Origin of the sequence: Nocardia sp. NPDC004860 (assembly GCF_040609015.1) — a bacterium.
GTDB lineage: Bacteria > Actinomycetota > Actinomycetes > Mycobacteriales > Mycobacteriaceae > Nocardia.
Map to the genome: position 1 here is coordinate 1 of NZ_JBEXJI010000020.1, position 26883 is coordinate 26883.

The window sequence follows — 26883 nt, forward strand, 5'->3', positions numbered from 1 at the left end:
CACGAGAAATCCTCGAACCTACCCACACCGAAAGTGTCATTGTCCGGATCCGCGGTCTCCATCTCGATCGGCTTACCACCCGACATCATCGGCTTGGCCGCACCGAGGGCGACATCACCGTCGGCCTCACGCTTGAAGTAGATGTTCGGGAAGGCGGCGAACCGGTGCCACGCCACACCCCAGGTGACATTGCGGCCGACCAGCAGCAGGAAGGTCGCGCCGGAGACCAGCTTGATGAACGCGAAGATCGACACCATGATCACCGAGTCGGGCAGCAGCTTGGCCACCTGCTCGGTGAAGAAGTCGCTCCAGGTGTGGGATTCGTGATAGGTGGCGATCTTGCCCGCCTTCACGAAGGTCATGCCCAGGCCCTCGACGAGGACGATCGCCTCGATGACGTACGCGGGCGCGAACCGGGAACCGCTGAACCGGGACAGCCGCTGCGGCACGCGCGGGTGATTCAGCTGGCGGATGACGATCAGGACCAGAATGCCGATCACGGTGCCGATGCCGAGGATCTCGTCCACCAGGTGGTAGATGCCCCAGGACCCGACGATGGGCCAGTGGAATTCGGGGTCGAAGATCTGGCCGTACGCCTCGAACCACAGGATGAACCCGGCGAGGAAGCCGATCATGACGAGCCAGTGGGCCCAGCCGACCGTGCGGAATTTGTTCATGCGCGTGTGCGCGAGGAATTCCACGATCATGGTCTTGAAGCGGGGGAAGAATGGCCGCCAGCGATCGGGTGCGGACTGCCCGACCATGACGGTGCGCGCGATGTTCCGCACACCTCCGATGAACGATGCCCAACAGAAGACTGTGAACACCGCCCCAATCGTGCCCAGCGTCACTGTCAGGGCATTCATGTAGCGACCTCTCTTACGGTTCTACGAGCGTCTTGCGAGGCAGCCTGGTTCCGCCTCGAGTTGCTCGTATCCTAATGGACGGTAAGTTACCCGTCGGTAACTTAGCTGTCCAGGGTTTCCCACACCGTAAATCCCGGCAAATCGGTGCGGTAACCAAGGGCAGGCTTACTCGCGAAACGCGGTGTCCAGCAGAAAGAAACGGATCTCGCAAATCGTAGGGTGATCGACTAGGCTCACGCTGTCCGACAGCTGTGCGCGTCTTCACATGCTCGGGGAGGACTCGTCCTAGCGCGTGGCATGGCCCGAGGGAAGCCGGGCCTCGCGTGGCGAAGAGGCGCACAGCGGATATACCTCATGACGGATTGGATACCAACCGAATGAAGCTTCGCAGTACCACTGCGGCTGCTGCCCTGGTCATCGGCGCAATGACCATCGGGATGACGACCGCCCACGCCGACGATGCTCCCGCACAGCCTGCTGGAATCAACTACTCCACCAAGCTGGTCGACGGCAAGACGATCGTTTCCACCCTGAAGAACGGCACCTTCGAGCTCGCCCAGCAGGACGGCGCGACGCCCGAGGACCCGAAGGTCACGGTGGTGAACGTCAAGGACCAGCAAGGCGCGACCGCCATCTCCTTCCCGCTGAAGTTCGACGCCGACGGCACCGACATCCCGGTGAAGTCCGAGGTCAAGGACGACGGCAAGGTGCTCGAGGTGGTCCCGGAGAAGCCGGAGGGCTACCAGCCCGGCACCACCGTGCTCGCCGCCAAGCCGATCGCCTCGGCGGACGAGAACCAGAAGGCGATGAGCAACTTCTCCACTCAGTTCGGCCTGGCCATCGGCATCGGCAGCTTCGTGGGCACGGCACTCGGCGCGATGATCGGCTGCGTCGTGACCATCGTGGCCGGCTGCGTTCCCGGTCTGGTGGCCGGCGCCGGTATCGGCGGCATCCTCGGCACCATCGCCGCGGGTGGCCCGACCCTGGTCGCCGCGGGCATCGGCCTGCTGCAGACCCTGCAGGCTCCGGATGGCACCACCCAGTGGGCCACGACCAGCAAGCCCGCTCAGGTCACCCAGAACTGAACCACCGCCGGGGTTTTCGAGCCCTGGCACGCTGAACCCGTTCGGCCCGCCTCGCTCGTCGCAGGCGGGCCGAACGCGTTGGCGGGCCGATCAGGCCGGTAGCTCCAGTCGGCCGTCGAACGACACCGTGTCGCGGCGGTGGGCGAACCGGGCGAAGGTGCGCTCGGTCATCACGTAGCTGCCGTCCTCACGCACCAGAAGAACTGTGCTGCATCGGGTTCCGTGCACGGGATGATCGACGAAGCGCGCGGAGGCCGCGCGTTCGGTGAGCAGGTCCAGTCCGGTCTCCGGCAACTCGGAGGCGCCGGCGGGGGTGCGGTCGGCCAGGGCGGCCAGATAGCTCTCGACATCGCCCGGATCGGCCGCGGCCATGGCGGCCAGCGCACGCACGCCCTCGCGGACCTTGGGCCAGGCCGGATCATCGGTGCCGGTCGATACGCTGCCGTCGGGTTCGAGGGATCCCACGAGCGCATTGTTGGACAGGCCGTGGAAGCCCGGCGCGAGTTCGCGCGGGGTCCGGTCGCTCCGATTGCTGTGCCACCACAGCGTTTCCAGATCCGAGACCACCAGGTTGTTGCCGTTGTAGTCGTCGGGCGCGGCCGCGACGCCGCGCACGAACTTCTCCGGGACCGGATCGCCGCGCAGGAAATCCATCAGCAGCGCGCCCCGGGAGCGGGCATCGGGGCGGAAGTCGCCGGGCCGGCGCACATTGGTGACCGTCGCGAAGCGGTGCCGATCGGACAGCAGACCCAGCCAGGTGCCCGGCACCGGGCCCGCCGCACCCAGATCCCGGCCCGCCAGCAGCCCGGGCACCTCGTCCCAGGACCGGAGCGATTCCGTTGGGCGGGTGAAGAATTCGTCCCGATTGGCGGCCACGATCAACCGGTACTCCGGATGCGCCCGCCAGCCGAGCAACACCAAACACATAACCCCAGCATGCCCGACCGAGGCTCGCCGCGACCATGCCCGCCCGCTGCCGCCCGCCGCCCCTGCGCTGCCACCCGGGGGCACACCCCGGTACCCCGGAATGCGAAAAGGCCGGTAGCAGTTTGGCTACCGGCCTTTTCGAGGGTGCTGTGATCAGAGGGTGCGCACGCGCAGGCCCGGGTTGTCGGAGAGCACGGTGCTCACCGGCTGCGCGAACAGCTGCGGGGTGTTGCCGGTGATGAGACCGATCAGGTTCGGGATCTCGCAGACCGGGTAGTCGGCGACCGAGGAGGCGCTGGAGATGCCCAGGGCCAGGGTGCCGGTCACCAGCGGGCCGCCCGAATCACCGGGCAGGGCGCAGATATTGGCGGAGAACGACTGGGTGAGCATGCGGTCGCCGACCTGGACGGTCTGGTCGACGGCGTTCACCACGCCGCAGCTGAAGCCGGTGCGCGCACCCGACTTGCAGACCGGGGCGCCGACCACCGGCACGGCCACGCCGGTGATGTTGACCGGGGCCGCGCCCGGGACGTTCACCAGCGGGTTGGAGAAGGCGTCCCGGTACTGGTCGCTGATCCCGATGATCGAGTAGTCCTGGTTGCCCAGCACCGACTTCTGGAACACGCCGACCTGCGGGCCCAGGCTCTCGCCGCCGACCATCTGGTAGACGCCCGGCGAGTTGGCGCCGGGGGTGGCCGAGATGTTGGGGTTGCAGTGGCCCGCGGTGATGTTCACGACATTGCCGTTGCCGTCGGTGCCGTTGAAGCCGAGCGAGCAGCGCAGCGACATGCGACCGGCCACCGAGGCGTAGGCCTGGCCGGCGGCCATGGTCTGCGGGCCGGCACCGGCGATGTCGGAAGCCTTCGGGACGTCCTGGCCCTCGCCGCCGACCGGCGGAGCGGTCATGACGATGACCCGGGCCGGGTCCACGAAGCCGGGCAGCGGCAGGTCGGGCTTGTCCACCCGCACCGCGATGCTGTTGTTCAGGGTGTCGATGGCCACGCCCCGGATGGCCTTGGACACGGACTCCGGCTGGTCCTTGAGCCACTGCTGGAAGGCGTTCTTCTCACCGCGCAGCGTGGTCTCGCTCTTGGCGACGTCCTTGGCGGTGAAGCCGGCGTCCGCCACGGCCTTGCGGGCCTGGTCCAGGCTGTCGCCGGGGGCCAGCGCCACGATGGCCTTGCCGGTCTCGTCCAGCCAGGCGCCACCGAAGACGCCCGGGAACTGCCGCTGGGCCGTGGTGGCGAAGGTGGCCACCTTCTGCGCGACGTCGGCGCGCTGCAGGTAGTCCTGCGGGGAGATCTTCAGGTCGCGGGTGATAGCGGTGACCAGCTCGGCCGGCAGATCCGGTGTCGCGGGGGTCGCGGGCTCCGCGTGCGCACTCGCCGCCAGGGGTCCGGCGACGAGCACAGTGGTGGCCGCGATCGCCGCAGTTCGGACAAGAGACCGTGGGCGGCGGCCCACGGCAGGCATGGAGATGCGCATACGTGGCAGGAGCATGGCCCCGACTATATGGTGTCGGGCGGGTTATGCCTACTTATTGGCAGATGACGTTTCGGTATTCGGCGGGCAAACAGCGGGCGTGTCTTGAACACGCGCAATGAGAGAGGTGTCCGATTTTCGCGGCCCGCTGGAACGAGCCGCGAATCATCACGCGTTGGAACGCGTCCGGACCTGAATTCCGCTGCCGACGCCGCCGCCGGAATTGGCGTCGATTTCGGTGAGGATCGCGCGCACCGGGATGCCCAGCGACGCGGTACCACCATACTGCGCCAGCGCGGTATTGGCCTCGTTGCAGTTCGGCGCGTCCGCCGCATTCGAGCCGCTGGTGATGCCCAGCGCCAGCGTGCCGGTCACGATCGCGCCGCCGCTGTCACCGCCCAGGGTGCAGGCGCTGGAGGCGAAGCCGCGCACCGTCTTGGACTGGCCCTCGGCGGTGAACAACTGGGTCTCGACCCGGTCGGCCACCACGAAACCACAAGTGAAGGTGGAGGATTGACCGGACTTGCAGACCGGCGCGCCGGTGATCGGGTCGGCCACCCCGGTGATGGTCAGGGTGGTGCCGTTGGCGCCGCGCACCGACGGCTGATCCATCCCGGCCCGCACCGCGTCGTCGTTCAGCTTGATGACCGAATAGTCGAGTGCGCTGCGGCCGCCCAGATTCGAGGAGACGAAGCTGCCGGCCTTCGGGCTCGACACCAGGTTTTTCACATTCGGAATGTAGACATCGGCGCTGGTGCCCTTGTCCACATTCGGATTGCAGTGTCCGGCACTGATGTTCAGGGCGTTTCCGGCGGAATCCACACTGTTGAAGCCGAACGAGCACACATCGACGCTGCGCAGCGACGAATCACTGAGCGCGGTCGGCGCGGTGATGTAGGTGTCACCGCCCATGGGGCGCCGTTCGACCGGGCCGCCGGAATCCGGGGACAGCATCACCTTGATATTCGCGATCAGCGTGGGCAGATTCAGCAAATGCCCGGCCGGGGTGTTCGCCACGCTGAGCACCAGCTGGCTGTTGAGGAAGTCGATGGCGACCGAATTGATGGCATTGGACAGATCGCGCGGCAGGCTGGTGATCCACATGTTCAGCTGATCGGCCGAACTCTCGAGGTTGTCGGCGCTGATCGGGGCCAGCCGGGTCTGGTAGCCGTCGGCGGCGGCGATCTTGGCGGCATCGAGCGAGGTGACGGCCATGACCGGCTTGCCGTCGGTGCCCAGCCACGCGCCCGCGAAGTCGTCGGGACGCTGGCTGCGGAAAGTCGTTGCGTAGTCCCGCAATTGCTGGGCCTGGTTGGCCCGGTCCAGATATTCGGCGGGCGTCATCTTCAGATCGCGCTGGATGGCGGTGACCAGCTCGGCCGGAAGTTTGTCGGCGGCAAGCTGATCCGCGGACGCCGGGTCGGCGGTGGCGGTGCTGAGCAAGGGACCGATGAGAACGGTCGAGGCGAACGCGACGGTGGCTGCTCGAACCGTGGCGCGACGCGCCATGAACTTGCGCATGGAGTCCCTTCGTAAGTGCACCAGCAGACCGATGTCCCGGGCCCGGATCCGGTTACCTTCCGGAAGGTCGGTCAGCGCACCACTTTAGGGCATCAACCACCGAAGGGCTCTACGAAATCAACGCGGATTCTGTCCCCATGGATCCTGCAGCACCGGCGCTTGCGGCAGCTCGAAGGTCGGCACCGACGGATACTGGTAGATCGGCGGATACGGGCGTGTCGTCGTGGGCGGCGTGCTGTGCGGGGTGGGGCTCGGTGTGGTGGCCGGCGGGTCCGGCGTGGTCGTCGGCGGTGGCGGCGTGGTCGTGGGGTCCGAGGTGACCGGGACGTCCGCGGCATCGGCGGGCGGCGCGGCCGCGGTCGGATTGTCCGAACCGGTCGGCGGTAGCAGCGGCGGCGCCACCCCCGCGGTGGCCACCGGCTCCGAACGCACCTCGCCGCGCGGCGGGCCCGGGGTGGAGTCGTCGGTGCGCAACACGGCCGCCACCCCGACGCCACCGAGCAGCAAACCGATCAGGGCGGCCGCCGCGGCGATGATGTACGGGCCGCGGTTGGCGCGCGGCGCATGGGTGACCGCGACGGCGGCCGTCGCCCGGGTGACGGCCGGCTCGGCGGTGGTGACGGCCGGGACCGCGGCCGAATACGCCTGCGCCAGTTCGGAGGACTTGAGCGCGGGCAGCACGTCGGTGACGTCGGCGGCGTTCTCGGTGGCCGCGGAGGCATCGGGCGGCGTGAGGCCGGCCGGGGTGGACAGCACCGCCGCCAGCGCCGCGCGGGCCGCGTTGTAGGCCAGCGTCTTCCCGGTCTCCGCGTCCGCCTGAGGTAGATCCCGCTCGCTGACCAGCACCACCGACTTCAGGCCCAGATAGTCCAGCGCCTCGCGCAGGGATCGCACGTGGGCATCGGGCCAGCCGGTCGGATGGGCCAGATAGAACTCGGCCGGACCGTTGAGATGCTCGGCGGCCTGACTGATCAGGCAGAAGACCGCCGTCGCCATCAGATCCTCGGCCCGGTACGCCTCACCGTCGTCCACCGCGAGCCCGGCCGGATCCCCGACCGCGCCCACGAAGCCCCGGATGGAATGGCTGTAGCCCTCCGGCGCGTCGCCGCCGAGCACGGCGTCGCCGTCCTCGGACATGTGCAGCACGGACTCGCGCACGGTGTAGTGCACCGGGAGTGTGGCGTCGTCGCCTGTCACCACGGCAACGACGGATTCGTCGTCCGCGATCCGCAGGCCCACCCCAGTGGCCATCCTCTTCTACCTCGCTCGATGCGTCCGGGTGCTCTCCGCGCCGAGGTCAGACGAGGAGTGAACCGTGACCCATGGCGCGAAGCATTGACAATAGCTCCGAACGCGAGCCGGCACCGATTCGACGTCTCATCCGAGCCACGTGATGTTCCACCGTTTTGGCCGAAATATAGAGCCGGGCCCCGATCTCCCGGTACGTCAACCCCAGGAGGACCAGTTCGGCCACCTCACGCTCGCGTTCGCTCAGCACGGTATCGGTGATCGGTTCCGGGCGCGGCTGCGGGGCCGCGGGCTCGGGCGCGCGCACCGGGGACTCCGGCGGCCGAGACTGCGCGCGCACCGTGCGCGCCAGCTTGAGCAGCGCGGTCGCGGTGGCGGAATCACCCGCCGCCAGCGCGGCCTCACTGGCCAGCCGGGCCGCGTCCCAGCGCAGGCCGAGCCCGGCCAGCCGGGCCACCGCGCCCTCCACCTGCGCGCGCACCACCTGACCGCGCAGCACCAGCACCCAGGTGCGGCCCGCGTCCGCCAGCACCGCGGCCTGCGGATCGCCCGCCGCGGCGGAGGTCTTGAGCCGATGGGCGTGCGGCAGCAGGGCTTCGGGGCTCTCCTGGGCGATGGCGGCCTGAATCGCGTACCAGTGGAAGGCATTCGACCAGGCGGGCGGCTCACCGAGCCGGCGCAGCAGTTCGTCGGCGCCGGTCACCAGGGCGGTCATCCGGGCCTCGTCACGCAGGCGGATGCCGGCCAGCCACAGCTCGCCGATGGGCAGCAGCGCCAGCAGATCCGCGCCGACCTCGTCGAACAACGGGAAGGCCTGCTGCCAGGCCATGGCCAGCGCCGCATGATCGCCGCTGCGCCGGGCCAGGCCGACGATCACGCCGTGCGCGAGCAGCCGATCGCGCGGATCCAGTTCCGTCAGCCGGACTTCCGACATCAGGGTGGCCGCCGAATGTTCGTCGCCGCCCAGCATGGCGACCCACGCGCCCAGCACCAGGCTCTGCGGACCGCGGCTGGGGCTGCGGTCCTGGGTGCCCTGCCGCAGGGCGTCCGCGGCCCGGCGCGGATCGCCCATGCTCAGGCACAGCAGCACCGCGATCGACACCGCCGAGCACGGCAGGAAGCGGTCGCCGCCGTCATCGGTGGGGGCCGGACCGGAGTGCGCGGCGTGGATGAGCGCGGACGCCGCCGTGACGGCCGCGCCGCGCCGCGCCTGCGCGGGGCTGGTGAAGCGCTGCACGGCAAGGGTTGTCGGCGCGATGGCCCGCATCTCGGCGGTGAAACCGGTCGGGGCCGAGCCGGCTCCGAAGGTATTCGCCGCGCTCGCAGCGGGTCTCGCCGGCGCGGTGTCGTCGGGGCGCGATCGGTCGCCGATGGGCCGGGCCGCGGGGCTCGCGGCCCGAGCCGGCGCGCCGGTTCCGGCGGCCGGCGCGGCAAAGGTCCGGTGCGGCGGCGGGAATGGGGCGCCGGTGTGGCCGTTCGCGCGATCGGTGCGCGTCGCCGCGCTGAAATCGCCAGGGGCACTGGTCGATCCGATCGTGTCGAACAGGGCATTGGCGATCGAGGCCGCGCGCGCGGTGGCCTCGGTCGGCGGCCACTGGGCGGCATTGACCGACAGCGCCTGTGCGCCGTGGGCGTCACCGGACAGCGACAGCACCGTGGCGGCGACCGCCCAGTCCGGGCCGACCCGGGTCGGCCCGAGCCAGGTGTAGAGCTGGGCGGCCCGGCCTGCCAGGCCGCGCCGGGTCCACACACCGGCGCAGATGCGCACGGCGGCAGCCAGATCCGCGAGCGGGATCGCCGGATTGGCCAGCGTGGGTTCGGCCAGGCGCAGGGCGGTGTCGCCGTCCCCGGCCCGGGCGGCGGCATCGGCCCAGCGCACGGCCAGGGCCTCCGGATCCGCGCCGGCGGCGGCCGCGGCCGCGTAGTGCCGGACCGCCTCGTCGCCGGCGCGTTCGGCTGCGGCACACAGGAATTCGGCCAGCCGCTCGTCGCGGACGCCGGATTCGGCGAGCAGCAGTGCGGTGTGGTCGCGCAGCAGTCCGGCGTCCAGGCGCGCGTGCAGCAGGCGGCGGGCGACGGTCAGGAAGCGGCGGTCGCCGACCAGGGTGCGCAGCGGCGGGACGGCCGGGGCCAGCAGCAGATCGGCATCGGTGACCAGGGCGCTGCCCCGGGCCCGGTCCACCAGATCCTGGGCGGCCGGCGGGGTGACGTCGAGCACCTCGGTGAGCTCGCCGGTATCCAGGCCCGCGCCGATGGCCGCCACCACCAGGGCGTCCAGCAGGTCCGGATCGGCGTCGTCGAGACGCGCTCGCGCCCAGGCCGTCACCGCCTGGTCCACCGCGGTCACGCCCGCGTCCAGGCGGGTGGCGCAGGCGGCGGTCAGCGCGGCCACCACACCGCCGTGGATGCCGCCGGTCTGGCGGTGGATGTGCTGGGCCAGCCCGCGCGGCACCATCATGCCCAGTTCGCGGGCGAACGGGGCGATCTCGGTGGCGCCCAGGGCGCGCAGATCGACCACGCGGCCGCGGCGGGCCACCAGATCGGCCAGACCCCGCAGCCGGGGATCGTGCGGGCGCGGGCGCAGCGCGATCACCACCGGGTACTCCCCGGATTCGGCTGCGGCGCACAGCAGGTCGAATTCGGCGGGGTTCAGCGCGTGGGCGTCGTCGACGATGAGGGCGCCGCGGGCGCGGCTGTTGCCGTCCGCGCGGCCCGGGGCCGACGCGCGCAACGCGTGCGCCGGATTGTCGGTGTGCGGGACGCCCCGGGCGCGCAACCGCGCTCGGAGGGCGCCCAGCAGGGTGGATTTTCCGGTGCCGGAGCGGCCCCGGACGAGGTAGAGCACCGAGGTGGAATCGTCGGAATCGAGATCCCGGAAAATCTCACGGGCGCACGGGATGGAATCCAGTGCGACGGGAGTCATGCCTGTCACTAGGAACCAACTCTCAGCGGCCGGTGTGCGGAACGACCGGTGGAACGGCGTTGCCGAGCTGATCAACTGCATTGTTCAGTGCGCCCGTGGGGAGCGTCACGCTGGGGACCGTCGGCGGCTGGATCTGCGGCATCGTAGGCATCTGGACCGGTGGTTGTTGTTGTTGCTGCTGTTGCGGCGGCTGGGGGCTCGCCGGATTCTGTTGCGGCGCCGGGGTATCGGCCTGCGCGGCGGGGGTGGTCGGGTCGGCGGCGGCCGGTGCGGGGGCCGCGGCGCCGGTGGTGGCCGGGCTGCCGGGCTTGGCCGCGCCCGGCTGCGACGCGGGCTTGGTCGCGGAGACCGGGCTTCCGGCCGCCGGAGCCGGGGCGCCGGGGGTGGTGGCTCCGTCCGTCGGCGCCGGGGAGTCGAGCGCCACGGCGGAGGTCGAGGGTGACTGTGTGCCGGCGGGATTCGCGGGCGTGGACTGTCCGCCGGTGCCCATGGCCAGGGTGCCGGTGGCGATGGCGGCCACCGCGACCGCGGCCGCGCCGATCACCGCGAGGCGCTTCCAGTGCCGGAAGCCGCCGGCGGGTTCCCCGACCGGGAGGTCGGGCAGCAGCGGAATGCGCTGGGCCGCAGGCGATTCCGCCATCAGCACGGTATCGTCCGCCGCCGCTCGGCCGGAATCGCCGCCGGGGCCCAGTGGTTCGGGGTCCGCGGGCCGGGCGGGGGAGCCGGCCCGGGGTCGCTGGGGGAGCCCGGCCGCGGTGCGGCCGGGGGTGGGGGCCGGGCCGCCGTCGGCCTCGGCGAGGCCCACGCCGCCGACCGCGATCGCCGGATGCGCCTCGGTGTCGGTGGTGTCGGCGAGCAGATCGGCGGCCAGCAGGGCGGCGCCGTGCGCGCTGAGGTGGGCCGGGTCGGCGGCGGCCGCGACCGGGATGCCGAATTCGGTGGACAGCAGTTCGGTTACCAGCGGGATGCTCGCGCCGCCGCCGATGACCAGGAACCCGTCCAGATCGGCCGCGGTGAGTCCGGCCCGGCGCAGGGCCTCGCGGACCAGATCGGTCGAACCGAGGAGCGGACCCCGCAGCAGTTCCTCGATATCGTCGCGAACCAGTCGTACGTCCACTTCCGCCATGGCGGGCAAACGCACGGGCACCATGGTGGCGGTATTTGTGGATAGAGTTTCTTTCGCAATTTTGCAGCGAACGCGGAGTGCCGCTAATTCTTGTTCCACCAAAGGGTCGAAAGGATCGAAATCCTTTTCGCCGACCGCATGGGCGAGCACGAAACGCATTGTCAGCAGATCGAATTCCGACCCGGCCACCTCGGTGGTCCGTACCGGTTCGCCCAGCAGGCCCGACATGGCCCCCGTGCGCGCCACCGAAACCGTCAGGCCGGTGGCCCCCAGGTCGTACACCACCATCGCGCCGTCGTGGCTGGACTCGTGCACCTCCTGCAGCCAGCGCATGGCCGCCGTCGGCTCCGGGACCATGGCCACCGCGTCCAGGCCGGCCGCGTCCAGGGCGGTCCGCTGCACCTCCACGGTGTGCTGCGACCACCAGACCGGGTAGCAGGCGACCGTGGCCGCGGCCGGGCCCGTGCCGTCCACCGCGCGGCCGATGGCCGCCGCCACCAGGTCGGCGGCGCGGACCGCGGATCCGTCCCGGGTTCTGATGTCCACGGGATCCCCGACCCGGGCCAGGAAACTGTCCGGAACCTCCGGCTCGGCGCCCAGCACGCTGGGCCGCGTATGTACTGTGTGTTGTCCCCCCGAAGTCGTCACGGCAACCGTATTCGACGACCCGACGGTGATGCCGAGCGCCAGCCCCTGACTCATTCGAGTTCCCCTGTCATTACCCAACGCGCGACCGGTGGATCGCGTGCCGAAAGCTCTTCGGTCCGATTTGTACGAAAAATCTCGGGTCAGGCCGGGTGGCCCACCCCGCCTGTCGGTAGCTGAGGGGATCCCGTTACCGATTCCCCCACAGGTTTGGGGAAATTCCCCTAATGTTCGCCTGCCCCCCTAGGCGACCGCTGTGGAACTTGGGGGAGTTCACCCCGTTACGCGTAACGAGATGCCTTCCTAACGTGAAAGGAAATTCGAGCAGCGCGGGTCAGCGGGGCCCGCCCATCCAGGGAGACGATTCGCCATGAGCCCCAACGCAATTCTCGAGTTCATCCTCAATCTGCTGCGTGACCACGAGGCCGCGGTCAGCTATTGCAACAATCCGGGCGGGGCGCTGGCCGCCGCCGGGCTGGAGAATGTGACCCCCGAGGACATCGCCGCCGTGGCCCCCATGGTGGCCGAGTCCGCACTGGTTGCGGGAGGTTCGCAGCTGTCCGACATCATTGCCGCGGGCGGGACGGCCGGCCTGGGCGCCGACACCGGGCTGGGCGGCTCCGCCGGGCTGGGCGCCGGCACCGGTCTCGGGGTCGGGGCCGGCGGCGGCGTGGGCGGCTCGGCCGCGATCGGCGACTCCGCGGGTGTGAATTTGGGCACCACCGCTGCCACCGCCACCCAGGTGTGCCTGACCGGCGACGCCGGCACCGGCCTCGAGCTGGGCCTGTCCGATGGCATCGGCGCGGTCGTCGGTGCGGCCGCAGACCTCGGCGCGGGCCTGTCCGCCGGACTCGGCGGCGCGCTCGGCGTGGCAGGTGACGTCGCCACCGGCGTCGAGGCCGACCTCGGTGGCGTGCTCGGCGCGCAGGCCGCCGCCGACCTGACCTCCGCCCTCACCGGCGGACTCACCGCCGGCGCCGGTCTCCAGACCGGTCTCCAGGGCGCCCTCGACACCGTCACTCAGGCCGGCGCGGACCTCACCACCGGCCTGACCGGTGCCCTCTCCACCGCCGGCGGCCTCGAAACCGGTCTCGGCGCCAACCTCTCCGCCGCCGTCAACGCCGCCACCGAGGCGGGCGCGGGCCTTCAGACCGGCCTGACCGGCGCCCTCGACTCCGCTGCCGGCGTCGGCGCGGGCCTCACCGGCGCGCTGAACACCGCCGCCGGAGTGGGCGCGGGCGTGCAGACGGGTCTCGATGGCGCGGTGAACGCGGCGGGTGGCCTCGGAGCGGGCCTCGGCGCCGGGCTTTCCACCGGAATCGACAGCGCACTCGACGCGGGCCTGGGTGTACAGACCGGCCTGAATGGTGCGGCGAATGTGGGCGCGGGTCTCGACGCCGGAATCAACACTCTGCTGGGCGCGGGTACCCAGGCGGGCGCGGGACTGCAGACCGGCATCGGCGGCGCCGCGAACGTCGGCGCGGGCCTGGGCACACAGGTCGGAGCCGGCCTGGAGACCGGGCTCTCCGGTACGGCCGACACTCTGGCGGGTGCCGGGACGCAGTTGGGTGCGGGGCTGGAGGGCGGCCTGCACACGGGTGCGGATCTGGGCGCGCAGCTCGGAAGTGGTTTGGAAACGGGCATTTCCGGCGTAGGTACTGCGGCGACCGGGATCGGCGCCGGCGTGCAGGGTGGTCTCGGGACCGGGATCGACACTGCGGTCGGCGTGGGCAACCAGCTGGGTACGGGGCTCGATGCGGGGCTCAACACCGCAGTGGGCGCCGGGACCCAGGTCGGGACCGGTTTGGAGACCGGGCTGGGTGGGGCCGCGAATGTCGGTGCGGGGCTCGGGACCCAGGTCGGGAGTGGCCTTGATGCCGGGGTGCACTCGGTCCTCGGCGCGGGGACCCAGGTGGGCGCGGGTCTGGAGACGGGGCTCGGCGGGGCCGCGAATGTGGGGACCGGGCTGGATGCGGGTGTGCACTCGGCGCTGGATGCGGGGACGCACCTGGGCGGGGGCGTGGATACCGGTCTGACCGGGGTGGGGAATTCGGTGGCCGGGGTCGGTGGCGGATTGGATGCCGGGGTGGGGACGCAGGCCGGTGGGGGCGTGCAGGTGGGGAGTGGGCTCGATGCCGGGGTGCACGGGGGGACCGCGGTGGATGCCGGGTTGCACGGTGCCGGTACGAATCCCTGGGCGGGTGTGGATGTTTCGCAGGCGTTCGGCGGCGGGGTGCATGCTCCGGGTGCGGACGCGTCGCTGTTCGGGGATGGTGGGGCGCACACCGGGATGGATCTCGGAACGCACCCGGGCGGAGACGTCGTCGGCGACATTCTGCACTCGTAGGTTGCAGGTCGCTCGCCGCGGTGAGCGACGACCTGTCGGAACACAAACGGCTGGAATAGGTTCGGTGAGCAGGCTGTGACGAGCATGGTGGCGGCGAATCCGCTGTTGACGATGGTGTCGGAGACCATCGCGGTGGCGAAGGCCGCGGAACGCGGGGATCTGGTCGCGCGGCTGCAGACGGTCGCGGGCAAGGTGCGCGATCCGCGGCGGCGGATCCTGGTGGCCGGTCTGGGGAATCAGGGCAAGAGCCGGTTCGTCAACGCGCTGATCAACATGGATGTCTGCCCGGTCGCCGACGATGCGACCACAGCGGTCACCACGGTGCTGTCCTACGGTGAGCAACCGCGGGCGACCGTGGTCGCGGCCGGCGCAGACGGCGGCGAGAACACCAGGGAGCCGGTGCCGTTCGAGGCGGTCCCCGCCCTCACCGCGCGCAGTCCGCAGGGCCGCGCCGTGCTTCGGCTCGAGTTGGAGGCCCCGAGCCGGCTGCTGGCCGACGGCATCGTGGTGGTGGATACGCCGGGACTGGGCGTACACGGAACCACCGGCGCGGCAGGCGTTCTCGCGCAGGCCCCGGCCGCGGACGCGGTGCTGGTGCTCACCGACGCCTCCACCGAGCTCACCGAGACCGAGGTGGATTTCCTGCGGCAGGTGCGGGAGCTGTGCCCGGCGGTGGCGGTGCTGGTCACCAAGATCGACCTGTATCCGCATTGGCGGCAGGTGTTCGAGGCGAACCGGAAGCACCTGCACGCCAATGGGATCGAGATGCCCATGCTGCCGGTGTCGGCGGTGCTGCGCGCGCACGCCATGCGCCTGCAGGACGAGGGCCTGGGCCGCGAGTCCGGGTTCGGGCTGGTGTTCCAGTTCCTGCGCGAGCAGGTGGTGGCCCGGGATCAGGCGGCGATGCAGCGTGCGGTCGCCCTCGACATCTCCTCGGCCGCCGAGCATCTGGCGCTGGCGCTGGGCAGTGAGCTGGTCGCGCTGCGTGATCCCGAGCGGGGCGCGGCGGCCATCCGGGAGCTGCACGCCGCCAAGGCCGAGGCGGAGAAGCTGCACCGCCACACCGCCGCCTGGCAGCAGACGCTGGGTGACGGCATCACCGATCTGGCGGGGGATATCGACCACGATCTGCGCAACCGCCTGCGCGATATCGCCCGTACCGCCGAGGACTGGATCGACCAGCACGATCCCGGCCGGCACTGGGACAGCATGGACGAATGGCTCACGGCCACCGTGGGTTCCGCGGTCGGCGACAACCTGGTGTGGACCGGCACCCGCGCGGTGAAGCTGGCCGAGCGGGTCGCCACCCACTTCGACGATCTCGGCGCGGTGGATCTGCCCGAGGTGCACGACACCCTCGACGACGACTCCCGCGCCGAGTCCTGCACCCTCGCCGATCTGGAACCCGATCTGGGCCTGGGCCACAAGCTGCTGGTGGGGGTGCGCGGCTCCTACGGCGGCGTGGTGATGGCGGGCATGGTCGGCACCATGGCCGGGCTCGCCCTGATCAACCCGCTCTCGCTGGGTGCGGGAGTCCTGCTGGGCGGCAAGGCCTTCAGCGACGACAAGAAGGCCCGCCTGGCCAAGCGTCGTGCCGACGCCAAGCTGGCGGTGCGCCGCTACCTGGACGACATCGCCTTCCACACCGGCAAGGAGACCAAGGACCGCCTGCACCGCATCCACCGCCTGCTGCGCGATCACTTCACCGCCATCGCCGACCGCACCCTGCGCTCCATCGACGAATCCCTGCGCGCCGCCCAGGAGGCCGCCAACCTGGCGGCCGCCCGCCGCACCGAACGCGCCGCCGAACTCGAACGCCGCCTGCGCGTCGTGGCCGAACTCCGCCGTCACGCCAATACCCTCCTCGGCCCGGAACCCCAGGCCGCGCCGGCTCCCGCCGCGCAGCCGCACCTTCCGCCCGCCGCGCAGCCACAACTCCCGCCCACCGCGCACTAGTGCATACGGCTCGGCCCGCGTGTGCTGCCGAGGCGGTGCTGGCGACCGGGCCTGTCATTCCACACTCGAGGTAGGTCAGCGGGCGACTGTTGAACGATCCCACCGCGCGTGGCAGGCGTCCTGGCGTGGTCGTGGCAGCGGCACTGGCCAGGTAGGCAATGTGCCGGACCGGCGCGGGGCCGGGAAGAGGCGCGGCGCACCGGGGGGAGGGCGGGGCGTTCACGTCCGGGCCGGGCAAGATCAAGGGTTGGGTGGCCCGGTTCGCGCTGTGGTGAGCTGCCTCTCGGAACTGGGAATCGGCTGTGAGAGCTGGGCGGTTCTGATAACGATTCGGCGTGGCCGGGCGAATGCCTTGCGATGCGTGGAGGTGCGGTGTGCTTCGGAATCGGGAGCCTATGAGGGACGACGCGAGCGGTGTCGGGTATGGGCTGGTGCCGGAGACGCGCGGGCTGGTGGCGGCGGCGCGGCGGGCGCTGGGCGAGCGGCCGCGGGTGCGCGGCCAGCTGGACGAGTGCGCGCGGCGGCTGGAGGAGCCGCTGCGGGTGGCGTTGGCGGGCCAGCTCAAGGCGGGTAAGTCGACGCTGTTGAACGCGCTGGTCGGGCAGGACATCGCGCCGACCGACGCGACCGAGTGCACGCGGCTGGTCACCTGGTACCGCAATGGGACCGCGCCGCGGGTGACCGCGTTCAGCCTGGACGGGGCGCGCGCCGATGTGGTGGTGCGGCGCGGCCGCGGGGCCGAGGGACTGCCGGGCGCGCACGGGCTCACCTTCGATCTGTCGGCGCTGCGCTGGAACGCCCCCGCGCCGCGCGAGGTGGACCACCTGGCGGTGGAGTGGCCGTCGGCCGAGCTGGCGCAGACCACCATCATCGATACGCCCGGCATCTCCTCGCTGTCGCGGGAGGTGTCGGCGCGCACGTCGCGGCTGCTCACGCCGGGCGGCCCCGGCCCGGCGCTGCCGCCCGCCGATGCCGTGCTCTATCTACTGCGTCGTCTCGACGCCGCCGATGTGGACTTCCTGGAGCGCATCGGCGCCGGAACGAGCGCGAGTTCCGGTGCGCCGCAGTCCTTCTCGGGACCGCTGGGCGTGGTGGGCGTGGTGTCGCGGGCCGACGAGATCGGCGCCGGGCGCATCGACGCCCTGCATTCCGCCCGCGATGTGGCCGCCCGCTTCGCGACCGAGCTGGAGCGAACGGGCCTGTGCCAGTCCGTGATTCCGGTGGCGGGCCTGCTCGCGTTCGCCGCCGCCACGCTGCGCCAGCGGGAATACGATGCCTTCGAGGCGCTGGCCGCCATCCCGGTGGACGAGCTGACCGCGGCCCTGCTGTCGGCGGACCGCTTCGCCCATCCCGATCTGCCGCTGCCGGTTCCGGCCGAGTTGCGCGCCCACCTGACGGCCCGCTTCGGTTTGTTCGGAATCCGCTTGGCCGTCACCCTGATCCGTCTCGGTGTCCGCGGCTCGCAGGCCCTGGCGGCCGAATTGTCCGACCGCAGTGGCCTCGACGAACTCCGCACCGTCCTGGACGTCCAATTCGCCCAGCGCGCCGATGAATTGAAGGCCCATTCGGCCCTCACCGCCCTGGCCCGCCTTCTCACCGCCAACCCGGGTTCGGCGGCCGATGCCCTGCTGCCGCGGGTGCGCACCCTGCTCGCCGATGTGCACGGCTTCGCCGAACTCCGCCTGCTGGCGCACCTGCGCTCGGACGAATTGCCCCTGCCCCCAGAGGATCTGGCCGAACTGAACCGCCTCATCGGCGGCACCGGCGTGGCTCCTACGCTGCGACTGGGCCTGTCCGCCCACACCGATCTCGCCACCCAGCGCGAGGCGGCCCTGGCCGCGGTCCAGAAGTGGCGGGCCCGGGCCCGCCACCCGCTGGCCGATCAATTCACCGCGAATGCCTGCCTGACCGCGGCCCGCAGCGCGGAGGGCCTGCTGGACATCCTGCACGAGCCTCCGACCACGCCTTTCCCGGCGCTGCGGCGGCCCGGCCACTAGGCGCCCTGCGTCAGGGTGCGGTGCGGTCGCTGCGCGGGTCGATCAGGATCTTGGCGTGGTGCTCGGGGGAGGCGAGGGTGGTGAAGGCCGCGTCGATGCCGCCGAGGCCGACGGTCCCGGTGATCAGCGGGCTGGGATCCACCTTCCCGTCGGCGATCATATGGAGGGTGTCGCGGAATTCGCCCGGGTCGTAGCCGAGGACGAATCGCAGCTCGATCTCCTTGTTGATGGCGGTGGCGGGATGGAAGGCGTCCTGCTGCATGCACACCCCCACGACCACCACGCGGGTCAATGGCGGTGCGGCGGTGAGGATCTGGTCGATGATGCCGGGCACGCCGACGCATTCGAAGACGACGGGCCCCGCCGGACCGCGGTCGAGGGTGTGCGCGACGCGGAACAGGTACCACCAGGGGAAGTTCGGGATGCGCCGCAGCCGTTCCATGGCGTCGAAGCCCAGATTGAGGATGTCGGAGGCGCCGGTGATCCGCGGCTTCTTCGGCGTTGCCTCCCACGGTGATTCGACGGTGGGGTCGACCACCACATCGGCCCCGCACCGGCCCGCGAGTTCGCGGCGGCGCGGCGAGAAGTCGCTGGCGATCACGGTGCGCACGCCGGCCGCTTTCAGCATGGAGATGACGGCCAGCCCGATGGGACCGCAGCCGACGACGAAGGCGGTCTGTCCCTTGCTGATCCGGCTGCGGCGGACCGCGTGCCAGCCCACCGCCATCGGTTCGGTGAGGGCGGCGTGGTCGGGGGACAGGCCGTTGGGGACCGGGAAGGTCATGGGTTCCTGCACCAGCACCTGCTCGGCGTAGCCGCCGGGCGCGTTGGCGGACAGTCCGGTGAGTTCGGGCTGCCGGCCGGTGCGCAGGATGGGCAGCGCCACCACCGGGGTGCCGGGCTTCCAGCGGCGGCGGGTGCCGGGACCGTATTCGGCGATCTCGCCGGTGAATTCGTGTCCCATGACGATCCGCTGGTCGGAGCGCATGAAGTTGTCGTAGCCGGTGGCGGCGGCCAGGTCGGCGAGTTCGTCGCAGTGCAGGCGGGCGTGCAGGTCGGACCCGCAGATGCCGCAGCGGGTGACGGACAGCAGTACCTGACCGGGCCCGGGTACGGGGGTGGGCAGGTCCTCGACCTGGAATTCGCCCTTGCTGACCACGGTCGCGCGCATGCCTGACTCCTGTCGAATGCCGGTGACACTGTGGATTCTTCACCGGAACGGACCGCGGGTCCGGTGAATCACCGAACCCGCGGCCGTTTTGCCGGACTCCGTGTCCGGATCGCGCCGGGTGGGGTCAGACTCCCACGAGTTCCTCCTCGGTCTCCACCTCGTGCTGCTCGAGCCGGGCGTCGCGCGGCAGCGCCAGGAATCCGAGGCACACCAGCGCCATCAGCCCGATGCCCCACACCAGCGTGTAGTCGAAGGTGTGGGCGAAGTTGACCGCATTGGCCTGTTCACCCGCATGCGCGAGGGCCTGGCCGACAGCCGGATTCGCGGGCGGAGACTGGCAGCTCGCCGGGATGACGGAGGGATCCACCTCCGCGGAGCGGTCCCGCACACAGGCCCGGAAGTTCGCGAGGATCTGCTCCTGCGCGGGCTCGGGCACCCCGGCCGCCGCCAGCTCCGTGCGGGTCTGCGCGGCAACGGAATCCACGCCGCGCGCCGAGTCGTGATCCAGCTGGGCGAAGAACAGAATGCCGACCAGTGCCACGCCCAGTGCCATCCCCAGCTGCTGACCGGTGTTCAGCAGCCCGGATGCCGCCCCGGCCTCGCGGTCGGGAATCTGCCCGAGCAGCATGTCGATGGTCGGCGCGACCACGATGCCGAATCCGATGCCGGTCACGATGAGCGGCAACACCATCTGCCAGGAGGCAAAATCGGATTCGTAGCGGGCGGCCATCGCGCCGTACAGCGCGAACCCGCCCGCCGTCACCAGGCCGCCCGCGAGCAGCACCCACTTGCCGAACCGCGGCGCCAGCACGCTGACCGACACGCCCGCTCCGATGCCCGCGCCGACCGCGAAGAACACCGAGGTCAGGCCGGCCCGCATGGGCGACCAGCCCAGCCCGGCCTGCATGAACAGCGTCCAGATCAGGAAGAACCCGCCGAAGCCGATCCAGAACAGCAGCCAGCTCGCCAGGCCGACGGTGAACGGCCGCGACCGGAACAGGTCCAGGTCGATCAGGGGTGATCCGCCGTTGCGGCTGCGCCACCGTTCGTAGACCACGAAGGCGGCGAAGGCCATGGCCGCCGCCCCCATCATGACGAAAGTCCAGGCGGGCCAGTCCAATCGACGGCCCTCGGTGAGCGGATACACCAGCAGCAGCACCGCGGAAATGGCGAGCACCATGCCGACGATGTCCAGGCGCGGCGCGTGCGCGGACCGCGAATCCCGCATCACCAGGGCCGCGGCGGCCAGCGCGATCAACCCGACCGGCACGTTCACCAGGAAGATGGGGCGCCAGCTCAGATCGAAGAGATTCCACTGCACCAGCAGCCCGCCCAGGGACAGGCCGACCGCGGACGCGGATCCGCCGACGCCGCTGTAGACGGCAATGGCCTTGGCGCGCTCGTCCTTCGGGAAGGTGACGCGAATGATGGCGAGGATCTGCGGCACCATGAGCCCGGCCATCGCGCCCTGGACGAACCGCGAGCCGACGAGCAGTGTGGGTGAGGACGCCAGGCCGCAGGCCAGCGAGGCCGCGGTGAATCCGGCCATGCCGAGCAGGAACAGGCGTTTGCGGCCGTAGATGTCGCCGAGCCGCCCGCCGGTGATGAGTACGGCCGCGAAGGACAGCACGTACGCGGCGATGATCCATTCGATCTGCGAGTAGGCCGCGCCCAGGTCCTTCTGGATGCTCGGCACGGCCACATTGACGATGGTGACGTCGAGCAGGTCCATGAATCCGGCGGCCAGCACGACGGCGAAGGCGATCCAGCGGCGTGGATCGAGGATGGGGGGATTGTCGGTATCCATGGGGCGAGCTCTCCTCGCTATCGGGGGGGTGGATCGACTTCCCAAACTATGCACCTGAAGTGATTATCAATCAAGAGGGCAATCATGACTAGGGCATTGCTGTACGCTGTGTAGGTGACCGACGCCGATCCCCAGTACTCACCGCTGTTCGAGAGCGCCGCCTTCCTGCTGGGGCAGTTGGGATCGCATTCCGCGTACCGCTTCGACGCGTTGCTCGCGCCGCTGGGGATCAGACCGCCGCAATACGGCACGCTGCGCCTGCTCGAGGCCAATGACGGCCGGACCCAGCAGCAGCTGTGCGATGCCCTGGGGATCCACCGGAATGTCATGGTCAGCCTGATCGACGACCTGGAGAAGCGCGGCCTGGTCGAGCGGCGCAAGCATCCGGTCGATCGCCGCGCCCACGCCGTGCACCTGTTGCCCGCCGGGCGCGAGACCATCGCCCGCGCGGCCGCGATCGCCGACGGGCTCAACGCGGAACTGCTCGCCGCGCTCGACCCCGAGGACCGGCCGCGGCTGCTCGCGCTGCTGCAGCGGACGGCGATCGGCAACGGCTTGACGCCGGGTGTCCATCCCGGCCTGACCGTCGCACCGGGCACCGTGCCCATGTATGGCCCAGATCACACCTAGGCGCTGTCACAGGCCGGGCCGGCGCGTGTCCAACCAGGTGTAGGCAACTCACCCGGAAGGACACCGACGATGGCCACCATCGACGTTCTGGACTCGTTCATCAACTACACCGACACCGGCAGCGGTGCGGTGCCCGTCGTGTTCCTGCACGGCAACCCCACCTCCTCCTACCTCTGGCGCAATGTGATCCCGCACGTGAACGGCGAGACCCGCGCCCTGGCACCCGATCTCATCGGCATGGGCGCCTCCGGCAAGCCGGCCAGCGACTACCGCTTCGTCGATCACGCCCGCTACCTGGATGCCTGGTTCGACGCCCTGGGTCTGGACCAGGTCGTGATCGTGGGCCACGACTGGGGTGGCGCACTCGGAATGGACTGGGCCGCACGGCATCCCGAGCGGGTGCGCGGGATCGCCGTGGTGGAGACCTTCCTGCGGCCGATGCGCTGGTCGGAGATGCCGCCGCAGGGCGCGGAACTGTTCCGCCGCTTCCGTTCTCCCGAAGGCGAGGAGATGGTGCTGGAACGCAATATGTTCATCGAATTCAACCTGCCCGCCGCCACCCGGAATCTGAGCCCCGAGGCCCTGGACGCCTACCGCGCGCCCTATCCGACCCCGGAGTCCCGCCGGCCGATGCTGGCGTGGCCGCGCGAATTCCCGCTGGAGGGCGAGCCGGCCGACGTGGTCGCCATCATCGAGAACTACGACCGGTGGATGGCCGCGAGCCCCGAGGTGCCGAAGCTGGTCATGCACGTCGAGGGCGGTGTCGGCCTCGGCTCGCCGGAGGTGGTGGAGTGGGCGGAGCGGACCTTCGCCGCCGCCGAGCTCGCGAATATCGGACCGGCGGGACATCACTGCCCCGAGGACCAGCCCGATGCCATCGGGCAGGCGGTCGCGCAGTGGATCCACCGCCACGCCCTCACCGCCACCGCGGCCGTGGCCTGATCCACGGGTCGCACGGCCGGACGGTTCGACCGGTTAGCCTGTTTTCGCCGTGGCAGGGCTGATCGCGGGGCGCACCATGGTGCGCCCCGCGATCCCTATGCTGGCGATATGGACACCGGATCGGACATCGACGAGCGCGCGCTCGTCGCACGGGCCGTCGAGGGCGATCGCGCCGCCGTCTCGGATGTCGTTCGGCTGCTGCAGGATCCGATCTACCGGCTGGCGTTGCGCATGGTGTGGCGGCCCGCCGACGCCGAGGACGCCACCCAGGAGATCCTGCTGCGGGTGGTCGGCAATCTCGCGACCTGGCGCGGCGAGGCCCGGCTCACCACCTGGGCCTACCGCATCGGCGTCAACTACCTGCTGAATCTGAAGCGGCAGACGCCGCAGGAAGCGCAGCAGCTCAGCCTCGACCAGTTCGGCGAGGGACTGAAAGACGGCCTGGCCGAGGAGGACTACCGCGGCCCGGAGTCCACGCTGCTCACCCACGAGGTGCGGCTCAACTGCAGCCAGGCCATGCTGCAGTGCCTGGGCCGCGACGAACGCGTCGCGTACGTGCTCTCCGACGTCTTCGAGGTGAGCTCGGAGGAGGCCGCCTGGATCGTCGGCGCGACGCCGGCCGCGTATCGGAAACGGGTGGAGCGGGCCAAGAAACGGCTCGGGAACTTCCTGCAATCCACCTGCGGGCTGGCGAATCCCCAGGCGTTCTGCCGGTGCTCGCGGCGGGTGGAGAAGGCCGTCGAGCTGGGCCGGGTGGATCCGCGCCGCCCCGCCTTCGCCGCGCACCCGATCACGCCGGGCGGGCGCAGTGTGGAGGAGGCGGAGCGGCAGATGGTGCGCCTGCACGATGCCGCCGCCGTGCTCGGCGCGCATCCGGATTACGCCGCGCCGCAGGCGAAGCTGGAGGCCATCGCCGGGCTGCTGCGTTCGGGGCGGTTCCCGCTACTGGAGTGACGCGGGCGTCCCGTACTTCCTCTCGTACGCCCACGGCGCGAGCTCGGCCGTCACCGCTGCCAGGTCGGGGCCGACGGCGCAGTCCGAACACTCCAGGCGCACATCGACTTTCCCGCCGCACCCGGTGTGCCGGTAGGTGACCGGCGGTCCGTCCGGCGCCGCCCAGCGGTCGCCCCAGTCGGTGAGCGCGAGGATGACCGGTTTCAGATCGAGTCCCTTGGCGGTGAGCAGATATTCGGGGTGGCCGCTGCCGGTGCCGCTGCGCTGCTCGAAGATTCCGGCCTCGACGAATTCGGCGAGCCGCTTGGTGAGGATGTTCGGCGCGATGCCGAGCGAGCGCTGGAACTCGGTGAACCGGGTCATCCCGGCGAACATGGCATTGCGCACGATGAGCAGGCTCCAGCGCTCGCCCACGATCTCCAGCGTGCGCGCGGCCGAGCACACCTCCCCGTCGTACATGCGTCCCAACATGTATCCAGATTGGCTCATCCGCTTGTGTGATGCAAGTAACCCCACTATCGTGATGCAAGTAAGTTCTCGCGAGACAGTCCACTCCGACCCGTCCTGTGTGTTCAGGAAAGAAATGGGACCCGCCATGACCGATCAGAACTTCACCACCAGCGTCACCGTCGATCGCACCCCCGCCGAGGTCTTCGCCGCCGTCCTGAACGCCCGCGGGTGGTGGGGGAAGGGCATCAAGGGCGGCACCGAGCGCCAGGGCGACACTTTCGTCTTCGAGGTCCCCGGCGTCCACCGCAGTGATATCGAGCTGACCGAGGTGGTGCCGAACCGTCGCGTGGTCTGGCTGGTCAGGGACAACTGGCTGTCCTTCGTCCAGGACAAGACCGAGTGGGTGAATACCGAAATGCATTTCGACATCACCGAAACCGACGGCGGCGCCGAGCTGCGTTTCACCCACGTCGGGCTCGTTCCCGAGTACGAGTGCTACGACTCCTGTTCCCCGGCGTGGACGTTCTACATCACCGAGAGCCTGCGCGACCTGGTCACCACCGGCGTCGGTCAGCCCGGTGAACTGCCCGCCGAGATCGAGGCGGTCGAGGCCGCGAAGGCGGCGCGGTAACCTCGGGGAGGTCCGCGAACGGTGCTCCGATCGCGGGTTCAGCCGTCGCCCAGGAGCTTTCGCGCGATGGGCACCACCTGTCGCGCGAAACGCTGCACCTGGTCGACGTCGAAACCCGGCGGCCAGTAGATGAAGGTGTCGAACCCGGCGTCGCGGGCCAGGCGGACGATGATGTCCGCCCACTCCTCCGGGGAGCCGTGAATCGGGTCGGAGCCATGGGGATCCGGGTGTAGCGGCCGGTCGCTCACCACGCCGGGCAGCGCCGCCAGCCGGGTGATGGTGCGCGGATCCCGCCCGAGCGAGCGCGCCACCGCGTCGATGCGGGCATTGGCTCCGGCCCACTGCTCCCAGGGCATCCAATTCGGCAGCGGCGCAACCCATCCGTCGGCCGCCGAGCCGATCAGGTCCAGCGCGTGCGGGCCCATGGCTCCCAGCCAGATCCCGATATTGTGCGCGGGCGCGGGCCCGCCCTCGATGCCCTGCACGGTGTATTCGGTGCCCACCACGGACACCAGCTGCCCGGGCCGCCATTCCGCCCGGATGATGGCAATGCTCTCGGCCAGGGCCATGAGCGCCGACCGGCCCTTGCGGGCGGGCCCGCCCATGGCCACCACGCCGCTCTCGAAAGCGCCCGCCCCCAAACCCAATTCGAAGCGCCCGCCGCTGAGCAGGTCGAAGGTGGCGGCCTGCTTGGCGATCATGGCGGGCGTGCGCAGCGGCAGATTCGCCACGCCCGGATACAGGCTGACCCGGCCGGTGGCCGCCAGGCAGGCGCCGATCACCGCGAAGGTGTCGCCGAACTGCGCGTTGTAGGGATGGTCCTGGATGGCCACCAGATCCAGCCCCTCGGCGTCGGCGGCCACGGTCATATCGATGACGTCCGGCAGCGCGGCCGCGACGGGCGGGATCGAAATACCGAACCTTGCCTGCATCGCGCCTCCTCACCAGCGGAAATCGACGCTCACGATCTTCGTGGGCGGTTGCGTGCAACACCGGCATTTCGGACGTCGGCGCGCATCCCGGGCGTGTCCCGCCCCTGCTCACCGCCCTGCCGGAAACCGCGCGGTACGGCCAAGTTCCGTTTACGATCCCCGCGTGAGCTCGAAATCGTCCGGATCGCCCGGGGATTCGCCCGCGGCCGGGCGCATGCGGGCGCGGGACCTCGACCGCGTCAACGCACGGGCGCTGCTCGACGCCGCCTTCGAGGAGGGCGAGCTCGCGGTCGAGGAGTACCACCAGCGGTCCGAGCAGGCGCAGACCGCACAGACCCTCGGCGAACTGCAACGGCTGATCGGCGACCTGCAGCCGAGCACCAAGACCGCCGACCTCACGCCCGCCGGCCGGCGGGCGCGACGGCCGTCCGCGGGCGGCTATCCGCCGCGTACCCGGGCCCGCGACAGCGACCGCCAGGCCACCTGCACCCTGCTCGACGCTGCCCGCGCGGACGGCCAGCTGAGCGCCGCCGACCATCGCACCCTCACCGAACTCGCCGGCGAGGCGCGGACATTGGGCGAACTGGCCCAGCTCACCGACGATCTGCAGCGGCCCGCCGACGCCCGGCCGGATCCGATTCCGCCGAAGTCGCGGCGCGAGAACCTCTTCGCGGCCGGTGTCGCCGCGCTCAGCATCGCGGTGGCCGTGGGGACTTTCGTGGCGGTGGACCGGCCGGCCTCCCCACCCGCGGGGCCGCCCGCGGTGGACATCGGCATGATCAAGCCCATGGTGCTGCCCCGGCCGAAACTCACGGCGGCCGAGGGCATCGACTACTTCCGGGCCGCCTACCGCGCCAAGTTCGGCGACACCATCGTCGACGAGGTCGACCTGTTCCCCGACTACGCGGTGGTCACCCGCGGGACCCAGGCCAACCGCAAGGTCCGCTACACCTATCGCGGCGGCTTCGACCAGGGTAACCAGCCGCAGACCCGGTCGCCGCAGACGCCGACCGCGGATCTGGCGGCGCTGAACGTGCCGGCCATCGCCGCGCTCGCGGCCCAGGCCCCGGCCCTCACCAAGGTGGATCAGGGCACGGTCAGCTACCTCGACATCGAAGGGTCCGGCAGCGGGCCGATCGTTCGTATCTATGTGGGCAACAAGGCCAATGAGAACGGCTACCTCGAGGCGACCCTCGACGGCCGGATCGTGCGGACCCTGGCGTTCGGGGGATAGATCGAGACC

General features: G+C 70.7%; 19 protein-coding genes and 1 pseudogene. 9 read left to right on the plus strand and 11 right to left on the minus strand.

The features are described 5' to 3' along the window. Nucleotides 1-866, minus strand: a pseudogene (locus ABZV44_RS29705) (Fe-S oxidoreductase); the annotation flags it as partial. 377 nt (nt 867-1243) lie between these two features. Here ABZV44_RS29705 and ABZV44_RS29710 point away from each other — a divergent pair. After that, entirely contained in the window at nt 1244-1951 is a 708-nt protein-coding gene (locus ABZV44_RS29710; RefSeq protein ID WP_354843250.1) for a hypothetical protein, read from the plus strand. 90 nt (nt 1952-2041) lie between these two features. Here ABZV44_RS29710 and ABZV44_RS29715 read toward each other — a convergent pair whose 3' ends face one another. The 6 genes from ABZV44_RS29715 to ABZV44_RS29740 all read right to left on the minus strand — a co-directional run bounded on the left by ABZV44_RS29715 (nt 2042) and on the right by ABZV44_RS29740 (nt 11880). After that, entirely contained in the window at nt 2042-2878 is an 837-nt protein-coding gene (locus tag ABZV44_RS29715) for an NRDE family protein (protein WP_354843253.1), read from the minus strand. A 153-nt stretch (nt 2879-3031) separates the two neighbouring features. Then, nucleotides 3032-4378: a S1 family peptidase gene (locus ABZV44_RS29720; protein WP_354843256.1), complete on the minus strand. Its 1347-nt coding sequence runs from the start codon at nt 4376-4378 to the stop codon at nt 3032-3034. Between the two features lie 150 nt (nt 4379-4528). Continuing rightward, the gene (locus tag ABZV44_RS29725) at nt 4529-5881 is read right to left on the minus strand and encodes a S1 family peptidase (RefSeq protein ID WP_354843259.1); all 1353 of its coding nucleotides are present in this window, start codon (nt 5879-5881) and stop codon (nt 4529-4531) included. Nucleotides 5882-5998: 117 nt separating this feature from the next. Continuing rightward, complete coding sequence (locus ABZV44_RS29730; protein WP_354843262.1) at nt 5999-7132, minus strand: hypothetical protein; 1134 nt, start codon at nt 7130-7132, stop codon at nt 5999-6001. Nucleotides 7133-7178: 46 nt separating this feature from the next. After that, entirely contained in the window at nt 7179-10052 is a 2874-nt protein-coding gene (locus ABZV44_RS29735; RefSeq protein WP_354843265.1) for a LuxR C-terminal-related transcriptional regulator, read from the minus strand. 22 nt (nt 10053-10074) lie between these two features. Beyond that, complete coding sequence (locus tag ABZV44_RS29740; RefSeq protein ID WP_354843268.1) at nt 10075-11880, minus strand: Hsp70 family protein; 1806 nt, start codon at nt 11878-11880, stop codon at nt 10075-10077. A 313-nt stretch (nt 11881-12193) separates the two neighbouring features. On the opposite strand from ABZV44_RS29740, the gene ABZV44_RS29745 reads away from it, so the two are divergent. The 3 genes from ABZV44_RS29745 (at nt 12194) to ABZV44_RS29755 (ending at nt 18123) form a co-directional block, all read left to right on the plus strand. Beyond that, on the plus strand, nt 12194-14170 hold the full coding sequence (locus ABZV44_RS29745) for an IniB N-terminal domain-containing protein (protein WP_354843271.1): 1977 nt from the start codon (nt 12194-12196) through the stop codon (nt 14168-14170). Between the two features lie 84 nt (nt 14171-14254). After that, the gene (locus ABZV44_RS29750) at nt 14255-16126 is read left to right on the plus strand and encodes a dynamin family protein (RefSeq protein WP_354843640.1); all 1872 of its coding nucleotides are present in this window, start codon (nt 14255-14257) and stop codon (nt 16124-16126) included. Between the two features lie 395 nt (nt 16127-16521). After that, nucleotides 16522-18123, plus strand: coding sequence for a dynamin family protein (locus tag ABZV44_RS29755; protein WP_354843274.1), 1602 nt, complete (start codon nt 16522-16524; stop codon nt 18121-18123). A gap of 10 nt (nt 18124-18133) precedes the next feature. On the opposite strand, the gene ABZV44_RS29760 is transcribed toward ABZV44_RS29755, so the two are convergent. Continuing rightward, nucleotides 18134-19294: a zinc-binding dehydrogenase gene (locus tag ABZV44_RS29760; protein ID WP_354843277.1), complete on the minus strand. Its 1161-nt coding sequence runs from the start codon at nt 19292-19294 to the stop codon at nt 18134-18136. A 124-nt stretch (nt 19295-19418) separates the two neighbouring features. Further along, nucleotides 19419-21101, minus strand: coding sequence for an MFS transporter (locus tag ABZV44_RS29765; protein ID WP_354843279.1), 1683 nt, complete (start codon nt 21099-21101; stop codon nt 19419-19421). 114 nt (nt 21102-21215) lie between these two features. On the opposite strand from ABZV44_RS29765, the gene ABZV44_RS29770 reads away from it, so the two are divergent. From ABZV44_RS29770 to ABZV44_RS29780, 3 genes are all read left to right on the plus strand, one after another. Beyond that, on the plus strand, nt 21216-21731 hold the full coding sequence (locus ABZV44_RS29770; protein WP_354843282.1) for a MarR family winged helix-turn-helix transcriptional regulator: 516 nt from the start codon (nt 21216-21218) through the stop codon (nt 21729-21731). A 69-nt stretch (nt 21732-21800) separates the two neighbouring features. Continuing rightward, nucleotides 21801-22673, plus strand: a complete 873-nt coding sequence (locus tag ABZV44_RS29775; RefSeq protein WP_354843284.1) for a haloalkane dehalogenase — start codon at nt 21801-21803, stop codon at nt 22671-22673. 108 nt (nt 22674-22781) lie between these two features. Then, nucleotides 22782-23627 (plus strand): RNA polymerase sigma factor, encoded by an 846-nt coding sequence (locus ABZV44_RS29780; protein ID WP_354843286.1) that lies wholly within the window; start codon nt 22782-22784, stop codon nt 23625-23627. Here the strand turns inward: ABZV44_RS29780 and ABZV44_RS29785 are convergent. Then, complete coding sequence (locus tag ABZV44_RS29785) at nt 23616-24098, minus strand: helix-turn-helix domain-containing protein (RefSeq protein ID WP_354843289.1); 483 nt, start codon at nt 24096-24098, stop codon at nt 23616-23618. The genes ABZV44_RS29780 and ABZV44_RS29785 overlap by 12 nt on opposite strands. A gap of 124 nt (nt 24099-24222) precedes the next feature. On the opposite strand from ABZV44_RS29785, the gene ABZV44_RS29790 reads away from it, so the two are divergent. After that, nucleotides 24223-24708: an SRPBCC domain-containing protein gene (locus tag ABZV44_RS29790; protein WP_354843292.1), complete on the plus strand. Its 486-nt coding sequence runs from the start codon at nt 24223-24225 to the stop codon at nt 24706-24708. A 38-nt stretch (nt 24709-24746) separates the two neighbouring features. Here ABZV44_RS29790 and ABZV44_RS29795 read toward each other — a convergent pair whose 3' ends face one another. Next, the gene (locus ABZV44_RS29795) at nt 24747-25640 is read right to left on the minus strand and encodes an LLM class flavin-dependent oxidoreductase (protein WP_354843295.1); all 894 of its coding nucleotides are present in this window, start codon (nt 25638-25640) and stop codon (nt 24747-24749) included. Nucleotides 25641-25803: 163 nt separating this feature from the next. Between ABZV44_RS29795 and ABZV44_RS29800 the strand changes: the two genes are divergently transcribed. After that, nucleotides 25804-26874, plus strand: coding sequence for a DUF1707 domain-containing protein (locus ABZV44_RS29800; RefSeq protein ID WP_354843298.1), 1071 nt, complete (start codon nt 25804-25806; stop codon nt 26872-26874). The last annotated feature ends 9 nt before the right edge of the window (nt 26875-26883 follow it).